At 55.3% G+C, this 18,974-nt stretch carries 12 protein-coding genes and 1 pseudogene; 4 read left to right on the top strand and 9 right to left on the bottom strand.

Annotation, left to right across the window (positions count from 1 at the left end; genetic code table 11):
• Window positions 1-49 precede the first annotated feature (49 nt).
• Window positions 50-1,063 (top strand): electron transfer flavoprotein subunit alpha/FixB family protein, encoded by a 1,014-nt coding sequence (locus A7K91_RS25465; RefSeq protein WP_068687291.1) that lies wholly within the window; start codon window positions 50-52, stop codon window positions 1,061-1,063.
• A gap of 653 nt (window positions 1,064-1,716) precedes the next feature.
• Here the strand turns inward: A7K91_RS25465 and A7K91_RS25460 are convergent.
• The 5 genes from A7K91_RS25460 to A7K91_RS25440 form a co-directional block, all read right to left on the bottom strand.
• Window positions 1,717-2,391 (bottom strand): SOS response-associated peptidase, encoded by a 675-nt coding sequence (locus tag A7K91_RS25460; RefSeq protein WP_068687290.1) that lies wholly within the window; start codon window positions 2,389-2,391, stop codon window positions 1,717-1,719.
• 269 nt (window positions 2,392-2,660) lie between these two features.
• On the bottom strand, window positions 2,661-3,515 hold the full coding sequence (locus A7K91_RS25455; RefSeq protein WP_068687289.1) for a helix-turn-helix transcriptional regulator: 855 nt from the start codon (window positions 3,513-3,515) through the stop codon (window positions 2,661-2,663).
• A 298-nt stretch (window positions 3,516-3,813) separates the two neighbouring features.
• The gene (locus A7K91_RS25450; RefSeq protein WP_068687288.1) at window positions 3,814-4,500 is read right to left on the bottom strand and encodes a hypothetical protein; all 687 of its coding nucleotides are present in this window, start codon (window positions 4,498-4,500) and stop codon (window positions 3,814-3,816) included.
• Window positions 4,488-4,937 carry a flavodoxin gene (locus A7K91_RS25445; protein WP_068687287.1) on the bottom strand — a complete coding sequence of 150 codons (450 nt, stop codon included), beginning with the start codon at window positions 4,935-4,937 and terminating at the stop codon, window positions 4,488-4,490. Before A7K91_RS25445 ends, A7K91_RS25450 begins: the two co-directional genes overlap by 13 nt.
• Before the next feature lie 45 nt (window positions 4,938-4,982).
• Window positions 4,983-5,786, bottom strand: coding sequence for a hypothetical protein (locus A7K91_RS25440; protein WP_068687286.1), 804 nt, complete (start codon window positions 5,784-5,786; stop codon window positions 4,983-4,985).
• 357 nt (window positions 5,787-6,143) lie between these two features.
• On the opposite strand from A7K91_RS25440, the gene A7K91_RS27350 reads away from it, so the two are divergent.
• The gene (locus A7K91_RS27350) at window positions 6,144-7,940 is read left to right on the top strand and encodes an exosporium glycoprotein BclB-related protein (protein ID WP_068687284.1); all 1,797 of its coding nucleotides are present in this window, start codon (window positions 6,144-6,146) and stop codon (window positions 7,938-7,940) included.
• Between the two features lie 368 nt (window positions 7,941-8,308).
• Window positions 8,309-10,291 (top strand): annotated as a pseudogene (locus tag A7K91_RS26290) (exosporium glycoprotein BclB-related protein); the annotation flags it as partial.
• Window positions 10,292-10,395: 104 nt separating this feature from the next.
• On the opposite strand, the gene A7K91_RS25415 reads toward A7K91_RS26290, so the two are convergent.
• Genes A7K91_RS25415 through A7K91_RS25400 form a run of 4 tightly spaced genes read right to left on the bottom strand, consistent with a single transcriptional unit; the run spans window position 10,396 to window position 13,390 of the window.
• Window positions 10,396-11,541, bottom strand: coding sequence for an ABC transporter permease (locus A7K91_RS25415; protein WP_068687283.1), 1,146 nt, complete (start codon window positions 11,539-11,541; stop codon window positions 10,396-10,398).
• A 57-nt stretch (window positions 11,542-11,598) separates the two neighbouring features.
• Window positions 11,599-12,522, bottom strand: a complete 924-nt coding sequence (locus A7K91_RS25410) for an ABC transporter ATP-binding protein (RefSeq protein ID WP_068687282.1) — start codon at window positions 12,520-12,522, stop codon at window positions 11,599-11,601.
• 12 nt (window positions 12,523-12,534) lie between these two features.
• Window positions 12,535-12,939, bottom strand: a complete 405-nt coding sequence (locus A7K91_RS25405; protein WP_068687281.1) for a DUF3021 domain-containing protein — start codon at window positions 12,937-12,939, stop codon at window positions 12,535-12,537.
• Entirely contained in the window at window positions 12,929-13,390 is a 462-nt protein-coding gene (locus A7K91_RS25400; RefSeq protein WP_068687280.1) for a LytTR family DNA-binding domain-containing protein, read from the bottom strand. The genes A7K91_RS25405 and A7K91_RS25400 overlap by 11 nt, the downstream gene beginning before the upstream one ends.
• Window positions 13,391-13,695: 305 nt before the next feature.
• On the opposite strand from A7K91_RS25400, the gene A7K91_RS26285 reads away from it, so the two are divergent.
• Window positions 13,696-18,627 (top strand): beta strand repeat-containing protein, encoded by a 4,932-nt coding sequence (locus tag A7K91_RS26285; protein WP_082967745.1) that lies wholly within the window; start codon window positions 13,696-13,698, stop codon window positions 18,625-18,627.
• Window positions 18,628-18,974 lie beyond the last annotated feature (347 nt).

Genomic DNA, 18,974 nt, shown 5'->3' with positions numbered 1-18,974 from the left:
CTCAATGACGAAGCAGTAACACCGTCAGGAAAGAAAGGAGCTGCATGCAATGGCACGTACGATATTGGTTTACGCCGAGCGGCGCGACGGAGCGCTGCGCCGCGTAGCATTCGAGGCGCTGGGCGCAGCCAGGCGCCTCGCGGGCGATGACGGCACCGTTCACGCCGTCATTGCCGCCTCCGGCGGAGCGGCGGCCGGGGCGGCTGAGGATGCCGCCGCGCTCGCCGCGAGGGGCGCGGACGTCGTGCATATCGCCGACGATCCAGCCTTGGGGGCTTATGCGCCCGAGGCATACGCCTCCATGCTCGGCGCAGCAATTGAAGCGGTGCGGCCGGATGCGCTGCTGCTCGGCCACACCGCTTCGGGGCGCGAGCTCGCGCCCCGGGTGGCCGCAGCTTGCAGCGCCGGCCATATTGCAGATGTCATCGCCATCCACAAGGATGGAGAAGGCGATGACATCAGCTTTACCGCTCCGCTGTATGCAGGCAAAGCCTTGCAGCGGCGGGCTTTTGCTCACGGCGTCATGTGGGTTGTGACCGTGCGCCCGAATAATTTGCCTCCGGCAGAGGCTCTCCCCGAGGGCGGAAAAACCGGCTCTGTCGTCGAGCTTCGCTTTACAGCGCCAACCCTGCTCACGACGCTGCGCGGCATCGTACGCAAAACAAGCGGCGCCATCGATCTGGCTGAAGCCGATATCGTTGTCGCCGGAGGCAGAGGCGTGCGCAGCGCAGCCGGCTTCGAACCGCTCCAGGCGCTGGCGAAGGCGCTGGGAGGCGCCGTCGGAGCTTCCCGCGCCGCTTGCGACGCCGGCTACTGCGACTACTCCATGCAGATCGGGCAAACGGGCAAGGTGGTGACGCCAAAGCTCTATATCGCCTGCGGCATCAGCGGCGCGATCCAGCATCTGGCCGGCATGAATCAGTCCAAAACCATCATCGCCATTAACAAGGACCCCGACGCCCCTATTTTTAGCATCGCCGATTATGGGATTGTTGGAGATTTATTCGAGGTGGTCCCGCTATTTCTTGAAGAGGTACAACGCTTAAGGCCCATACCCGACTAAACATCCTAATCAGCCAGTTTCAAATAAAATTTCAATTTCAAGAGAGCGTCTGGAAGATGAAACATTTCTGCGGACAAAAATGACCGTTAGAAGCTCCTTTTTACTGACTTTCACTTTGTAAAGGACATTGGCGTCCGTAAAACCCCAAATCCACGCCTATATACGCTTCTTTGAAGCTCTAAAGGACACGCATGACCGTTGCTCAAGGAAACTCCAGCTATTTCAAGCTCTTACGGTCATTAATGTCCGCCAAAACACAGATCAGTTCAAAGTCCACCCTTCATTTACTATGGGTGATGTGGTTTCACCAACCTCCGTATTGCTGCAAAAACTGCGCACTGGAAGCTTCGCGCGGGGCGAAATGCGGGGCGAAAATCCAGCCTCCAGAAATTCAGCGTACTCATCCTCACATCTCGCTTGCTACAAGTCAAACACTGGGTCTTAGGTGAAGCCGCGTAAAAAACTGCGCCTGATGCCACGCCATATATGGCTCTCCTTTAAGTAAGCCGTTAAGCAAACCGCCTAAAACAGCTAGCTTAAAGGAGGAGCCTGCCAGACAGCCCGCACCGCGACTTCCTTATTGAATAGGAAAAATAGCCCGACTAGATACGGTAACATGCCCCTTCATAATCTGGTGCAATTGCCTATTCTGATCAAGCAAAATCGCCAATCGAAATTTCCAGCACGCAATCCGGCGACTCGTATTGTTCATCGTGTACGGCGTTGGTAACGGGGTAAGAGCGCGTCAGGTACCCCTCCAATGGCTCCAAATGCTTGCGGAGTCGGCTGAATTCCCGCTCCTTGGGATTAAGCCACTCCTCGACCCCGTCCTCATCCAGAATGATGGGCACCTTAGGCTGCCAAGCGGACATATGACCGGCGGATGCTGCCGTCAGCATCGTAAATGCCCGCTCCTCACGTCCTCCAAAATGCCTCCAGCTATCGTAAAATCCCGCTATCGCGAGCAACGGCTGAGTGGGTACAGTCGTATACATGGCGCGGGGATCCCTCTCCTTTCCAATCATTTTCTGACCGTAAAAGCCGCTGCAAGGAATAACGCAGCGCTGAGTCTTCAGCATTCTGTGGAGGAAAGGCTTTTCTCCAAGCGTGTCATGATCTGTATTAATGGCATCTTTGGCCCAAAATGGAAACAACCCCCATCGGGATTCCTGAAGCACGCGCCGATCATGGCGGTCGTTCATAATTATGGACGCCGTCTGCGTTGGAGCCACGTTAAACCGGTTGCCCTGTTCGCTCATCACCTGACGAACGCCAAACCTCACTGCCACTTCTTCCATATCTGCCGTTAACGCAAAACGTTCAATCATAGCCTCTATCTCCTTTTGCCCAAGGCATGCGTAATTGAATCCATTTTTTGCTATCCGGCTCGTAATTATGCATGAAATTGGCAGTAAAAAAACAACCGGACCCACACACAGCCAAAGGTGTCATGTGCAAAGTCCGATTGTTCGGTTTAGAAGCCATCAAACCTAGAACCTTAAAGACTCAGCAGTCTAAAGGACGGATTTCAGGATTTCAGGTTTTCAGGTTTTTAGGTTTTTAGGTTTTCAGGTTTTCAGGTTTTCGCCTTGTTGCATCAGTGAGCTGTAAAGCGCTTGCGGAACTTAAGAGGCGGCATGCCGGTGTGTGCGGCAAAAAGCCGCGAGAAATGCGGCGTTTGACGGAAACCCGTGTCCTCTGCTACCTTGGCGATCGTCCAGTCCGTTTTAATCAACAGCAGCTTCGCCTGGTCAAGACGATAATAAAGCAAGTATTGCTGCGGCGTGCAGCCAAATACTTCGGACATACAACGCGTAATGTAGTTGGTGTGCAGCTCCAGCGTTTCACTCAGCATGGCATTGGTTATCGGCAGCCGATAATTCATTTTCAGATAAGCCGCCGCCCGCTCCGCAACAGATACCGCAGCTTTTGCCGCGTCGGAACGCCAGCCCTCGTCCAGCATTTGCAGCAAATGAAGAAAACGCTGCTGGCGATCCCAAAAAGCTCCATGAGAGGAGCTTTGAGCGGCGTCATGCAATTGTGAAAGTACCTGCGCGGCTTCCTCCGGGTACGTAAGCTTCATTTTTTTGGGCACCCGTATCGCATATGTGTAATAATCTCCGCGCAGCGTGCCGGGCTGGTTGGCCGGCGTCTCCTCCCATGCCCCCACTGTCTGGAAATGGACCCAGTCAAAGGTCGTTTCCTCCGTGCAGGGCTGGAACGAATAGTGCCAGCGATCCGGTCTCAGAATGAGCACATCGCCAGGCTCCAGGATCCAGCGACAGTCCTCCTCCGCTATAGAAAGAGCGCCTTTGTGTACAAACAAAAGGTCAAATACCCCAATATTGGAACGGTTGGGATGCTCTTCTCCAGGCTTGTATGTCAGCCGGTTCGATTCCACAAAAAAAGGAAGCGGCGGCGAGCGAAACGTCAGCAATAAATCATCTGTCAAAACAAATCTCCTCCAGCCATACGTTAGTCCATCATCAATTGGCGATTTGCTCTAATGGCGCTACATCTCATTTTAATGCTCGTCCCGCCAAAGGACAACGACTTTTCGACAGACTGCCACGCCGATACCTACCGAAATAAAAACTCGCCCTCAAAACACCCTTTCCCGTCCAGTCCTCTGCTGTTTCCCGTCCGGTCCTCTGCTGAATAGTTATTCACAGACTTTTTGGACAGCCCCTCATAATGTGAAAAACGCTCTGCCGCAAGCGGACCTCGTTGTCCAGCTGCTTCAGAGCGTTTTAATGGGAATCGTTCCATTCGTTCATAACCATAATTTTGACCAGTCTCATATAATCCAGCGATTCCTTCAGGGAATCCGGGTCCAGCCGCCAGCGGATGATTTTGCCAGACAGGGGGAGAAGCGCTTCAATGACGGAGGGCAGCCTTCCAAAAGCGTAATACCCAAATACAGCCGTCATGTGGCGATACAGAGCCAGCGCATCCTCGTTGTCATCGGCAACCAGCTTTTGCACCGTATAATCGCCCTTTCCGTCAGGGTGCATATGGATCATATGAAAATGCTGCGTCAGCTCCATCCCCAGCTCTTCAACATAAACGGAGAAGGTTTCAAAACGGGCCATAATCGCCCCTTCGCAAGGACGATGTACCAGAAAAGACTGCAGGCTGGAGGTGATTTGATGCTTGATTTGCAGAAAGTGCTCACTTGAATGAAATTGATAATGCCGATTGGTAAAACGCCTCATCACCGACCGTTCTACCATTTCATCGCTTCGCTGCCCGTTCGGCTTAAGGCAAATGTCAAAAGCGGACAAACACGCGGACTGCAAAGCCAGATCGGTCCAGCCATCGGCAGCTTGTCTGCAAGCCACATGGCCGGTCTTTTGCCTCAGAGGAGCTTGATTGCGCAGCAATCGTTCAATCTGTACATCCTCCATCCGAAGCAGAGGCGTCATTATCCCTTGCACAATACGCCCGCCATAGCCGCGCCAACGGCTTTGCCCTGCTCCTTTTCTTCATCGGAGGCGTTATACTCAAACTTCAGGCTTTCCACTATGATTTCAGCTCCAAGCTCCTTCAGCTTTTTTTCGATAATGTCAACCGCTCCGCAATAGTCGGGATATGAGGTGTCGCCGGAACCAAATACGGCAGCCTGCTTGCCGTTCAGATCAAGGCCCTCCATGTCCTCGTAAAAGTCCAGAAACTCATCTGGAAGCTCGCCGTCACCCCATGTATATGCGCCCAAAATAATCCCGTCATATTGCTCCAGCTCAGCCGCCTTTGCATCATAAGCTTCCTTGAGCGTAACCTCCAGTCCTGCTTCTCTTGCGCCGGCTGCGATGGCTTCTGCCATTTCCTCCGTATTTCCAGTCAAGCTTGCATACACCACAATTACTTTAGTCATTTCCGTTTCCTCCCCGAGCTTATAGCCTCGAATAAATATGCTGCCCTATAGCTGAATGGATTGAACGCCCTGAAAGAGCGTAGCCATGTATAGCTGCTTCCCTTGTACATCTACATCCGTAACCGGAAAACCAAGCTTGACGGACAACAGCACAAGCCGATCCGCCATGCAGGTCAGGGTGAACAACCCCTGATCCGTGCAAACGTAGATATCCCGCCCTTTTGCCGTAACGGAGAAAATAAATTTGCCGCCGAATTTGATCCGGTCAAAACGGCCCTTTTTATCCCCTACGAATAATTCGCCCTGGTCGCTTGTGCCAAGCAGATGCCCGCGATACACGGCAAGGCTTGTAATGCTGCGCTCCAGCTCAAACTCCGCCCATTCATCCATAAAGCGGTCATACAGAGATATGCCGCTGTTATGGCCTACAATCAAGTATTGCGGCAGGTTCATAAAATCGTAGATGCTTTTCCCTTCGCAGGCCAGATAGCCCCATTTTGCCCCCGTTTTGATCCATAAACCATTATCCGTTCCCGCATACTTCGTTCCGCCGATATCCCGATATTGATAACACGGCAGACCCAAGCCGTCGTTTTCCCAAGAATCCCCCGTCCATTCGTAGAGGCCATGGTTCGTGCAGGCATGCAATAGCTCATTTTGAAGCTGAAGGCGATGAATACTGGTTGTATCCTCCAGTCCTTTGTTTAATTTATCCCAAGACTCTATGGCACTGTCGATTTCATAAACGCCATAACCAACAGACGCGGCATATACGCCTTCTGCTCCCGCTTTGATGGATGAAAACGGGAACAACAGCCAATTCCAAGGTTTCTGTATCCCTGTCTGCATAAAAATGCTCCTTTCCGGTCTATTCCCCGCTCCTGTCTGTTTGCTCTGATTGTTGTTTTGCACTGCCTATATAATCGTTCCGCAGTTTGCGGATTTTCTTATATTGTACAAAAGAGGTTCGCTTTTTTTGTATGTGATAATGATTATCACTTTCGTATATATGATAAACATTCTCATTAATTCTGTCAATGCTGCTCCACCTCTATCTCCTATGCTGTTCCGATTCCGCGCGACCGGGGCGATGCCCTCAAAAGCGCCCATTTTTCCGAAAATAGTCAAACGCCTATCCATGTTCGCCCTTGCACCCAAACCTTTGGGGGCATTTGACCATAAACTAAATAAACTTCAGGGAGGTGCATGAATCTGGACTTTTCGCCCAAACGCAACCAACGCCGAAAAGGCGCAGCGAAGCCGCTGTGGATCAGCCAATACAGAAGTAAGCAAAAAACGAAAAAGAAAATAAAATCCGCAGACTCCGGCGCTATTGTCAACAAGGACAGAATTGTTATTCAGGGAGGCGCAAGGCCTCATCGCGATTGCGAGGAAGAATTGCTCGGACCTCTTGGCGTTCCCGGTCCTATCGGCCCCATCGGCGAGCGTGGAAGACGAGGCAAGCGAGGCAAACGGGGACATGACGGCGAGCGCGGGGCGACAGGCGCTACAGGGCCAACGGGCGCCACGGGGGCTAATGGAGCAACCGGCGCCACAGGTGGAACAGGTGCGACCGGACCTTCAGGAGGGCCGCCTGGGCCAACCGGAGCCACTGGCGCAAGAGGCGCTCAAGGTCCGCAAGGACCCCAGGGGCCGCAAGGCGCTCAAGGTTCAATAGGGCCGCAAGGGCCTCAGGGCATTCAAGGCGATCCCGGGGTTCAAGGACCCCAGGGCATACCCGGACCTCAAGGCGTGCAAGGTCAACAGGGTCCGCAAGGACTGGCCGGACCGCAAGGCCAGCAAGGACCGGCTGGCCAGCAGGGACCTCAGGGCCTGCAAGGGCCGACAGGCGCTACTGGAGCAATGGGCGCGGCTGGAGCGCAGGGCGCAATCGGACCACAAGGACCGCAAGGCAATGCGGGCCCCCAAGGACCAGCCGGACTTCAGGGACCTGCGGGTTTACAAGGTCCTGTTGGAGCACAAGGCCCAGTTGGAGCACAGGGTCCAGCCGGCGCTACAGGGCCATCAGGACCGGCCGGGGCTACTGGCGCTGCGGGACCAACCGGCGCTGCGGGCACAACGGGAGCTATAGGACCAACCGGACCTACGGGAGCTACAGGTTTAGGCGACACCGGGCCGACTGGCGCTTCGGGGCCAACCGGCGCCACGGGCACAACGGGAGCTATAGGACCAACCGGACCTACGGGAGCTACAGGTTTAGGCGACACCGGGCCGACTGGCGCTTCGGGGCCAACCGGCGCCACGGGCACAACGGGAGCTATAGGACCAACCGGACCTACGGGAGCTACAGGTTTAGGCGACACCGGGCCGACTGGCGCTTCGGGGCCAACCGGCGCCACGGGCACAACGGGAGCTATAGGACCAACCGGACCTACGGGAGCTACAGGTTTAGGCGACACCGGGCCGACTGGCGCTGTGGGGCCAACCGGCGCTACGGGGCCGACTGGGTTATCGGGAAGCGGCGCGCTTATTCCGTTTGCCTCCGGCGTACCGCTTGCATTAACAACTATTGCCGGTGGCTTGGCAGGCACGGCAAGCCTGGTCGGTTTTGGAAACAGCGGTCCGCTGCTCAGCACTCTTGGAGCAACAATCGACCTCACAGGAGCAGCCGGAACATTATTGAACTTTGCCTTTACAGTTCCCAATGACAGCATCATTACCTCTATTGCAGCATACTTCAGCACAACAGCAGCCTTGACTCTGATCGGAACTGACATTACGGTCAACGCTCAGCTCTATAGCTCGCCCGCTCCTGACAATACTTTTTCACCAATAGCCGGAACCAGTCTGTCACTCACACCTGCATTAAGCGGACTTGTCAGCATTGGAACCATAAGCAGAGCGCGATTGGACGGACTTAGCATACCTGTAACAGCAGAAACCCGACTGCTGCTTGTATTTTCGGCAACTGCCAGCGGTGTAGCGCTTGTTAATGCGGTTGGCGGCTATGGCAGCGCCGGCGTAACCATTATAGAAACTTGATTTTTCTCGCTTGAAAAGAAACATTTCTCTAGAAAAAAAACATGACGAGATTAATGCTGAGACTAACGAGAATAAAGCCTGGGGTACCGGGGGCGGCTTTTACTTGTTCTCTCATTTTCCGTCAAAAAATAATTTCCTAAATGCACACTCCTCTATCTTTGAATTTTCATAATATATCACCAGACATAAAGGAGGTGTCCATTCTGATTAATCAACCACGCAAAAAAAAGGTATTGCGCATTAGTAAAACTAAGTCGGCTATCAAAAGAGGCTCGCTTGAGGTACATTCGCGCAAAGAGCATTGTGTCAAAAGGGAGCGCCAGAAAAAGAACAAAAAGCACGACAGGGAAAAAATTTCATTTTTGCGAGGTCCTCGTGGACTACGCGGGTTCAGGGGAGCCGTTGGACCAGTCGGAGATATTGGTGAATGTGGTGAAATAGGACCATGTGGAGAGCGTGGAAAAAGAGGAAAACGAGGAAAACGAGGAAAACGCGGTCATAGAGGCCCTACAGGGCCAACAGGAGCTACGGGGGCTACCGGGGCCACTGGCGCTACGGGCGCTACTGGACCAACTGGCGCTACGGGTTCTGGCACTACTGGCACTACTGGGGCTACAGGCGCTACGGGCGCTACTGGGGCTACGGGCGCTACGGGGGCTACGGGTTCTGGCGCTACGGGCGCTACAGGAGCTACAGGCGTTACGGGTGCTACGGGCGCTACGGGCGCTACGGGCGCTACGGGTACTGGCACTACTGGCGCTACGGGTGCTACGGGTGCTACCGGAGCGACTGGGCCATCAGGGGGGCCAGCTGGACCGACTGGCGCTACTGGTGCTACTGGGGCTACTGGGGCAGACGGCGCTACTGGACCGACTGGCGCTACGGGCGCTACGGGGGCCACTGGGGCTGACGGCGCTACTGGACCAACTGGGCCGACAGGACCTATCGGACCCACTGGCGCGATTGGCGCTACTGGAGCAACTGGGGCAGACGGCGCTACTGGAGCAACTGGCGCTACGGGTGCCACTGGTGCACTTGGCGCTACAGGCGCTACTGGCGCGGACGGCGCTACTGGACCGACTGGCGCTACGGGAGCAACTGGGGCACTTGGCGCTACAGGAGCAACTGGCGCTACGGGTGCCACTGGTGCACTTGGCGCTACAGGAGCAACTGGCGCGGACGGCGCCACTGGACCAACAGGCGCTACAGGAGCAATTGGGGCAGACGGTGCTACTGGACCAACTGGCGCTACGGGAGCAACTGGGGCTGACGGTGCTACTGGACCGACTGGCGCTACGGGTGCCACTGGTGCACTTGGCGCTACAGGTGCTACTGGCGCGGACGGCGCTACTGGACCAACTGGCGCGACTGGCGTTACAGGTACTACGGGTGCCACTGGTGCACTTGGCGCTACAGGTGCTACTGGCGCAGACGGCGCGACTGGACCAACAGGAGCGACTGGCGCTACAGGTGCTACGGGTGCCACTGGTGCACTTGGCGCTACAGGTGCAACTGGTGCGGACGGTGCTACTGGACCAACAGGAGCGACTGGCGCTACAGGTGCTACTGGTGCACTTGGCGCTACAGGAGCAACTGGCGCGACTGGCGCTACGGGTGCTACTGGTGCACTTGGCGCTACAGGTGCTACTGGCGCAGACGGCGCTACTGGACCAACAGGAGCGACTGGCGCTACAGGAGCAACTGGCGCGGACGGCGCTACTGGACCAACTGGCGCGACTGGCGCTACGGGTGCCACTGGTGCACTTGGCGCTACAGGTGCTACTGGACCAACAGGAGCGACTGGCGCTACAGGTGCTACGGGTGCCACTGGTGCTACTGGCGCAGGGGCAATCATCCCCTTTGCATCTGGTGCACCTGCTATCCTTACCACTGTTCTCGGTGGGCTAGCTGGAACAACAAGCCTTGTTGCCTTTGGAGAAACTGCTACTGGCGTTAGCGTTTTGGGCGGCACCATCGATGTCACTCTACTGTCAAACCTTGCATTCTCAGTACCAAGAGACGGCACTATCACATCCATTGCCGGCTTCTTTAGCACAACTCTGGCGTTGACCCTTGTTGGCTCCACTGTATCCATCACAGCTCAGCTCTTCAGTTCGACAACACCAAACAATATTTTCACAGCTGTTCCCGGGGCCTCTGTTACACTTGCCCCTCCATTGACCGGCATCGTAGCCATCGGAGCAACAAGCAGCGGCATTACGTCCGGTTTGTCCATCCCGGTTACTGCGGGAACGAGACTGCTGCTGGTATTCTCCGCTAGCGTTACGGCGGGCATAGACATCGCTACAACTATTACAGGCAATGCAAGCGGCGGCGTAGGCATCGCTTAATCCAATGCTGTAATCCTAAACGCTCCTGACTCCATGGCAACATGGATTCAGGAGCGTTTTTCCAGCTATGGCGGAGCCATTTTACAGCTTGAGTGGACGTTTACTTAATGCATTGAACCATTGGCAAAACGTCTAAAGCCAAGAAGAGCGATCCCTAATCCAACAAAGCCGATCCCAAGCAAAATGGTTGCATTCAGCCAAATGCCATCTATATGCATCCCCCGCAGCATAACATCCTGCAAGCCTCGCTGGGCCCAGAACTGCGGCGTAAATTTGCCAATCATTCGGACAAACTCCGGCAAAAAGTCATAGGGAAACCATAATCCGCCAACAATAGCGCCGCCCATCGTAATGATTTGGACAAATCCGATGCCCTGATTTTCGCTTCTAACCAGCATCGACAACATTAGGCCGATTCCCGTACAGCAGACAGCCAGGCAGCAAATCAACAACGCGACGGCACTTATATCGCCCAGCTGAAGTCCGTATACGATTTTACCAAACAAAAGCAAAACGGTGCATTGAATAAGGACAACAACTATGTTAGGAACCCACATTCCGATCAAATAATGATGGCTCCTCATCGGGGTCCCGCTCAATCGCGCAAGCATACCAGAGTTTTTGTCCCGCAGAAAATTGCGGACCATCGTAATCATAATGAAAAAGACGAACATAACCGTATACCCCGGCACCACTTGAGTGACCGTATCTATTTTGACCGCCGACTCCTTCATCTCTTGAAGCTCAACCGGAGATGTAAGTATGTTCTCCACAGCGTTGCCTTGTTGTCCAAGCTCCTCCAATACGGCGGCAAGCTTAACCTCTTTGTACTGGCTTACGATGTTGCCCAGCAGAGCAGACACCGGCGCTGAAGCATTATCATCCGCCGCATCACGGTATAGCTCCAGCTTGGCCGTTGCACCAGATTGAAGGCTTTCTCCATAACCCTTCGGAATAACCAGCAGCGAGGAAATTTTCCCCGAGCGTATTCCTTCCAACTGATCGTCAAGCGGCTCATTGGAGTTATTTTGCAGCTTAAAGCCCTCCACTTGGTTAATCAGGTTAAGCAACTGTTCAGAAGCCACGGAGTGGTCAGCATCATAATATCGAACGGCATATTCCTGGGATGTATTGCTGAATATGGCGGAAAACATAACAATGAATAAGATAGGGAGAACGAACAACCAGAAAAACGTTCCTTTTTCCTTGAACGTAATACTCAATTCCTTACGCAGAATGCTGCCTATCATACCGGGCACCCCTTACTTTTCATAGTGGTTACATAGTGGTTATCTAGTACCGGCCGATCATTCATCGCGAAGCGAGCTGCCGGTTAGCTTCAGGAAAACACTTTCCAAGGACGGAGTCATCATTTCAAGACTTCGGACATGAATGCCCTTGGACTGAAAATATTGAACAAGCCGTCCCATCAAGGCCAACGGATCGCTGCTCTCCAGCATCCATCCCCTGCCCTTTGCGCTTGCTTTTGCGATCCCTTCCAGTACAGGCGGTACAGTCACGTCATCGCTTTCTAAATAAATGGCTTTGGCCGCATGCGCCTCCAATACCCCATTCAGCGAACCCTCGGCAATCACTCGCCCGTTGTCCATGATGGCAATATCCTCGCACAACGCTTCTACCTCTTCCATGTAATGCGTTGAATACAAGATGGTCATGCCCTTTTTTTTCAGAGCCATAATCATTTCAAAAATATGATTTCGCGACTGAGGATCAATGCCAACCGTCGGCTCGTCCAAAATGAGCAGCTTGGGGTCATGCAGCAGCGACGCGGCAATGTTAATCCGTCTTTTCATCCCGCCCGAAAAAGTCCCTACTGCATCCTTCGCCCGATCCGCCAGCCCGACCTGTTGAAGCACCTCTTCGATCTTGCGTTTAAGCGGCTCTCCCTTCATCCCATACATTTCCCCAAAAAACACAAGATTCCGCCGCGCGCTAAGCGTCTCGAATAACGTTATTTCTTGCGGCACATACCCCGTTTTTGAAATGATGGCATTCCGATTATTTCTTGCATCCATGCCCATTATGGTCATACCGCCGGAATCCGGGGACAAAATACCCGTCAAAAGCTTCATAAGCGTCGACTTACCCGCTCCGTTAGGCCCCAGAAGCCCAAAGCAGCCGCCTTCCTTTACTTTGAATGTGATGGCATCGAGCGCTTTCTTTTGCCCATATTGCTTGGTCAGGTCATTAATCTCCACAATTGCATTCATATTTGTACCCCCTTATTTGCGTACGGAATTGTTCATGGAACGAGCTTGTTTTCTAAAATAACTGGATATCGCAAGCCAGAATATCGCATAAATAATCATAAAAGTGCCTGCTCCCAGCAGGATCGGCCGCCACTGAAGCTCAATCCAGCCCACGCTTATGGCGATGGGAAAAAACAGCATGATCGACAAGAGAAAATGAACGACAAGCTGCTTTAAGGGACTCCATTTTTCATGCTCAAACAGTAGTGAGGCGATGCCAAAATAGACCCCCATCAGCAGGCTCCCCAGCATATTTTTCCATAAATCGGGCACGGATACATCCACTTCGTTTATCATTAACACCGTCAGGGCAATGAACGTAATAATGCCTCCCGAGCTTATTCCCATAAAACCGCGCTGAATGATGTTACGCACCATCCTTGCCACCTCCCATAATTAAACGCTGTTTCAATTCTGCAACATAGCTTCTGGACACATACTCCTTGTTGCCCGAATGAAAATGAACGCACAAGTTTCCGTTAAAGGCCAGCTCAAAACGGTTGATATGATCCAAATTGCCGATCACTGATTTTGAAAACCGCATAAATGCTCCCCCGGCAAGCAGCTCTTCTATTTCGTACAGCTTCATTTTGAGCTCGATTCGCCTCTGCTTGGTGACGGCAAAAACTTTGCGCTGCTCCGCGCAAACATAATCCAGCTCTGCGGGGTCCAGCAAAATGGAACGTTCATCCTCAACGCCAAGCAGCCGGCGAGGGGTGGATGCCTGAAGCTTGGCCACAAGGGCTGCAAGCTCCTCGGTCCATTCTTTTGCCTGTATGGTAACGGAGGTTTCCTCGCAATGTTCATCAATATGAATATGTATTTTCAACGCGTCCTCACTCCCTTGTGAGCTTTATTATGCAGTTATTTCATATACACCGCTATCGTTTTGACACAACCCGCTGATTCCAATGCATGAAATGCTGATTTACATGACTGAACATGGAAGGATTTACTTCAACGTCCTGCCCGAATAGACAAAAGACTATTTTCACATCCAGCCATAGCTGCCGCCATCTGCTATACATACACTGTTACAGCAGCCTTGCACATTTTAATAGAAAGGAGTTTGATCTTGGTGAACGCTCGTCGTCATTCACAACCAATCTCCTCTACATCCAAGATGTCACAGCTATGAAGTCCCGTAAAAAGTCCCTGACAAAGAAAAAAGGAATTTTTAGCGGAAAGAAGCCTCCCTTTGCTCATTGCAGAGTTGGCCCAACCGGACCGACTGGCCCCCCGGGTCCTCGAGGCAAAAAGGGCAAAAAAGGAAAGCGCGGCAAAAGAGGCGCTGTTGGGCCAACAGGAGTTACAGGCGCGGATGGCGCTACCGGACCGACAGGTTCATCAGGCGCAGACGGCACTACCGGACCAACGGGAGCCACTGGTGCGGATGGCGCTACTGGTCCGACGGGTTTAACAGGCGCAGATGGCGCTACCGGTCCGACGGGTTCAACAGGCGCGGACGGTGTTACTGGACCAACAGGAGCCACTGGTGCGGATGGCGCTACTGGACCGACGGGAACCACTGGTGCTGACGGGGCTACCGGACCAACAGGAGCCACTGGTACAGTTGGCGCGACAGGACCGACAGGTTCAACAGGCGCGGACGGGGTTACTGGACCAACAGGAGCCACTGGTGCAGATGGCACTACTGGACCCCCAGGGCCAACAGGCGCGGATGGCGCTACTGGTCCGACGGGGCCCACTGGTTCGGACGGCGTTACCGGATCAACAGGTTCAACAGGAGCGGACGGCGCTACCGGACCGACGGGGCCGACTGGCGCTGACGGTGTTACTGGACCAACAGGAGACACTGGTGTGGATGGCGCTACCGGATCAACCGGGCCAACGGGTGCGGATGGCATTACCGGACCAACAGGAGCCACTGGTGCAAATGGCGTTACTGGACCAACAGGTTTAACAGGAGCAGATGGCGCGACGGGAGCGACAGGTTCAACAGGCGCGGACGGCGCTACTGGACCAACAGGAGCCACTGGTGTAGATGGCACTACTGGACCAACAGGTTCAACAGGAGCGGATGGCGCTACTGGTCCGACGGGACCAACGGGCGCGGACGGCATTACCGGACCAACAGGAACAACAGGTGCGGATGGCGCTACTGGACCAACAGGAGCCACTGGTGCAAATGGCGCTACTGGATTGACAGGTTCAACAGGCGTGGACGGTGCTACTGGACCGACGGGGCCGACTGGAGCAGACGGCGCTACCGGACCGACAGGTTCAACAGGCGCGGATGGCGCTACCGGACCGACAGGTTCAACAGGCGCGGACGGTGTTACTGGACCAACAGGTTCAACAGGTGCGGACGGCGCTACTGGATCAACTGGGCCAACGGGCGCGGACGGCGCTGCTGGACCGACGGGGGCGACTGGCGCGGACGGCGCTACCGGACCAACTGGGCCAACAGGTGCGGGTGGCACTACTGGACCCACAGGACCAACGGGCGCGGACGGTGTTACTGGACCAACAGGGTCAACTGGGCAGACTGGCGCGGATGGCGCTACTGGACCAACAGGGCCAACTGGCGCGAACGGGGCTACCGGACCAACAGGTTCAACAGGTGCGGACGGCGCTACTGGAACGATGGGGCCGACTGGAGCAGACGGCGCTATTGGACCATCGGGGCCAACTGGTGCTGACGGGGCTACCGGACTCGTGGGGCCAACGGGCGCGGACGGCTCTACTGGACCGACAGGGCCAACGGGCGCGGACGGTGTTACTGGACCAACAGGAGACACTGGTGCTGACGGCGCTACCGGACCGACGGGGCCGACTGGCGCGAACGGTGTTACTGGGCCAACAGGAGACACTGGAGCGGATGGCGCTACTGGACCGACGGGACCAACTGGCACGGATGGCGTTACTGGACCAACAGGGCCGACTGGCGCGGATGGCGCTACTGGACCAACAGGAGACACTGGTGCTGACGGTGTTACTGGACCAACGGGGCCGACTGGTGCTGACGGTGTTACTGGACCAACAGGAGTTACAGGCGCGGATGGCGTTACCGGACCAACAGGGGCTAATGGTGCGGATGGCAGTACCGGATCGACAGGTTCAACAGGCGCGGACGGCGCTACTGGACCGACGGGGCCAACGGGCGCGGACGGCTCTACTGGACCGACGGGAGCAACTGGCGTAGATGGCGCTACCGGATCAACAGGACCAACGGGACCGACTGGTACAGACGGCTCTACTGGGCCGACGGGAGCAACTGGCGTAGATGGCGCTACCGGACCGACGGGGGCAACCGGTGCGGACGGCTCTACTGGTCCAGCGGGAGCAACTGGCGTAGATGGCGCTACCGGACTGACGGGAGCAACTGGCGCGGATGGCGCTACCGGACCGACTGGAGCAACCGGTGCGGACGGCTCTATTGGACCAACGGGAGCAACTGGCACGGACGGCGCTACCGGGTCAACGGGACCGACTGGCGCTGACGGCTCTACTGGGCCAACGGGACCGACTGGCGCTGACGGCGCTACTGGGCCGACGGGAGCAACTGGCATAGAGGGCGCTACCGGATCAACTGGAGCGACCGGCGCGGATGGCGCTACTGGACCAACAGGAGCGACTGGCGCGGATGGCGCTACTGGACCGACAGGTTCAACAGGCGCGGACGGCGCTACTGGACCGGCGGGAGCAACTGGCACAGACGGCTCTATTGGACCAACAGGAGCCACTGGTGCAGATGGCGCTACTGGACCGACAGGTTCAACAGGCGCGGACGGCGCTACTGGATCAACAGGAGCAACAGGTACCGATGGCGCAACGGGGCCGTCTGGTTCAACAGGCGCGAATGGCGTTACCGGACCAACAGGGGCTACAGGTGCGGATGGCACTACCGGATCGACAGGTTCAACTGGCGCGGACGGTATTACTGGACCAACAGGAGCCACTGGTGTGGATGGCGCTACTGGATCAACCGGGCCAACGGGCGCAGACGGCATTACCGGACCAACAGGAGCCACTGGTGCAAATGGCGCTACTGGACCGACTGGTTCAACAGGCGTGGACGGTATTACTGGACCAACAGGAGTTACTGGTGCAGATGGTGCGACGGGACCAACAGGTTCAACAGGCGCGGACGGTGTTACTGGACCAACTGGAGACACTGGTGCGGACGGCGCTACCGGACCGACGGGGCCGACTGGCGCGAACGGTGTTACTGGACCAACAGGAGACACTGGAGCGGATGGAGTTACTGGACCGTCCGGGCCAACAGGCGCGGACGGCGCTACTGGATCAACAGGAGCAACAGGTACTGATGGCGCAACGGGGCCGTCTGGTTCAACAGGCGCGGATGGCGTTACCGGACCAACAGGGGCTACAGGTGCGGATGGCACTACCGGATCGACAGGTTCAACAGGCGCGGACGGCTCTACTGGTCCGACGGGGGCGACTGGCGCAGACGGCGTTACCGGACCGACGGGGCCGACTGGTGCTGACGGTGTTACCGGTCCGACGGGGCCGACTGGCGCAGACGGCGCTACTGGTCCCACGGGGCCAGCGGGTGCTGACGGGGCTACTGGTCCGACGGGGCCAACGGGCGCGGAAGGCATTACCGGACCAACAGGAGCCACTGGTGCAGATGGCGCTACTGGACCAACAGGTTCAACAGGCGCGGACGGCGCTACTGGACCAACAGGGCCAACGGGCGTAGATGGCGCTACCGGACCAACAGGGTCAACTGGGCCGACTGGCGCGGATGGCGCTACTGGATCAACAGGGCCAACGGGCGCGGACGGCGCTCCCGGTCCAACGGGACCAACTGGTGTAGATGGCGCTACTGGACCAACAGGAGCCACTGGTGCAGATGGCGCTACTGGACCGACAGGTTCAACAGGCGCGGACGGCTCTACTGGACCAACAGGGCCAACTGGCGTAGATGGCGCTACTGGACCAACAGGAGCAACAGGTGCGGATGGCGCTACTGGACCGACAGGTTCAACAGGCGCGGACGGTGCTACTGGACCGACGGGAGCTACAGGTGTGAATGGCGCTACTGGACCAACAGGGCCAACTGGTGCGGATGGTGTTACTGGACCAACAGGAGCCACTGGTGCAGATGGCGCTACTGGACCGACAGGTTCAACAGGCGCGGACGGTGTTACTGGACCAACAGGAGACACTGGTGCAGATGGCGTGACAGGACCGACGGGACCAACAGGCGCGGACGGAGCGACTGGACCCACAGGGCCTACTGGCGCGGTTGGCGCTACTGGACCATCAGGGCCAACCGGTGCGGTCGGCGCTACTGGATCAACAGGAGCAACTGGCGCAAATGGCACTACCGGACCATCAGGGCCAACCGGTGCGGGCGGCGCTACTGGATCAACGGGAGCAACTGGCACTACCGGATCCACAGGGCCAACCGGTGCGGGCGGCGCTACTGGATCAACAGGAGCAGCTGGCGCAAATGGCACTACCGGATCCACAGGGCCGACTGGCGCGAATGGCGCTACTGGACCGACTGGACCAACGGGCTCTGTCGGTGCTACTGGACCGACCGGGCTGACTGGTACTACTGGAGCAACAGGCGCGACGGGACCCAACTTTGCTACAAACGGTTTTTCAGGCAGAATAACCAATGTGAGTTTATCTTCCAGTGCGCAACTAACTAACTGGTCTACAGCAAGTCCTTATTTCAGTAATGCTAATTTTAATGAGACTACTGGAACTTTTACCATTCCCGCTACAGGACGATATTCCATTAAAGCAACGATTAACTATACAACCACAGCAACAATTACAATCGGCATTGGGGCAGGTATATTTCCTTCCTTCCGAGTCAGACGTACATCGCCGACAACAACAGATATTATTACTGGCAACTTCCCTATCTTAAACGTCAATATCACTTTGTTGACTTTAAGAACTATTTTGGGCAGCGGGACGGTTACGCTTGCAGGGGATGCTACACTCAGCTTGAATGACCAAATTGGATTATTTTATGTGGCGGACGGTCTTACTATTGGTCTGGAAATTGGCGGTACCGAAAATGAAGGCATCATTTGGTCGATTCATCAAATTAGCAGCTAACAACCCTCAACCTTATAAAAAGAATAATAAAACCCTTGCCCAACAGCACACAAGTATAGATCATGTAGCTTCCTTGACACGATCTTGTGTGGTAACTGCTTGAAGCATGGGTTTTTAACTCTTGTTGAAGTCAACTTTTCAGAATCGAAAATGAAATACAGAATGATATGACTACACCTCGCGGTTTCAATTCTACTGTTGGCAAAGGCAATAGACCATATTCAAGACCAGCCATAGCTGTCTCCATTTGTCATACATATACTGTTACATCACAGTTGGTACATTTTAATAGAAAGGAGCTTGATCCTGATGAGCAATCATTATTATCTGCAAACAATCTCTTATCC

The sequence above is a fragment of the Paenibacillus oryzae genome, assembly GCF_001675045.1.
Lineage (GTDB): Bacteria > Bacillota > Bacilli > Paenibacillales > Paenibacillaceae > Pristimantibacillus > Pristimantibacillus oryzae.
Note: the sequence above shows the minus strand (reverse complement) of the source record. Positions and strands in the feature narration are given on the sequence as shown.

Bases quoted from the DNA above. Each gene is read 5' to 3' on its own strand.
- A7K91_RS25465 (WP_068687291.1), top strand. From the start codon at position 50: ATGGCACGTACGATATTGGTTTACGCCGAGCGGCGCGACGGAGCGCTG.
- A7K91_RS25440 (WP_068687286.1), bottom strand. From the start codon at position 5,786: ATGCAGACAGGGATACAGAAACCTTGGAATTGGCTGTTGTTCCCGTTT.
- A7K91_RS25410 (WP_068687282.1), bottom strand. From the start codon at position 12,522: ATGAATGCAATTGTGGAGATTAATGACCTGACCAAGCAATATGGGCAA.
- A7K91_RS25445 (WP_068687287.1), bottom strand. From the start codon at position 4,937: ATGACTAAAGTAATTGTGGTGTATGCAAGCTTGACTGGAAATACGGAG.
- A7K91_RS25405 (WP_068687281.1), bottom strand. From the start codon at position 12,939: ATGGTGCGTAACATCATTCAGCGCGGTTTTATGGGAATAAGCTCGGGA.
- A7K91_RS27350 (WP_068687284.1), top strand. From the start codon at position 6,144: ATGAATCTGGACTTTTCGCCCAAACGCAACCAACGCCGAAAAGGCGCA.
- A7K91_RS26285 (WP_082967745.1), top strand. From the start codon at position 13,696: ATGAAGTCCCGTAAAAAGTCCCTGACAAAGAAAAAAGGAATTTTTAGC.
- A7K91_RS25415 (WP_068687283.1), bottom strand. From the start codon at position 11,541: ATGATAGGCAGCATTCTGCGTAAGGAATTGAGTATTACGTTCAAGGAA.
- A7K91_RS25460 (WP_068687290.1), bottom strand. From the start codon at position 2,391: ATGATTGAACGTTTTGCGTTAACGGCAGATATGGAAGAAGTGGCAGTG.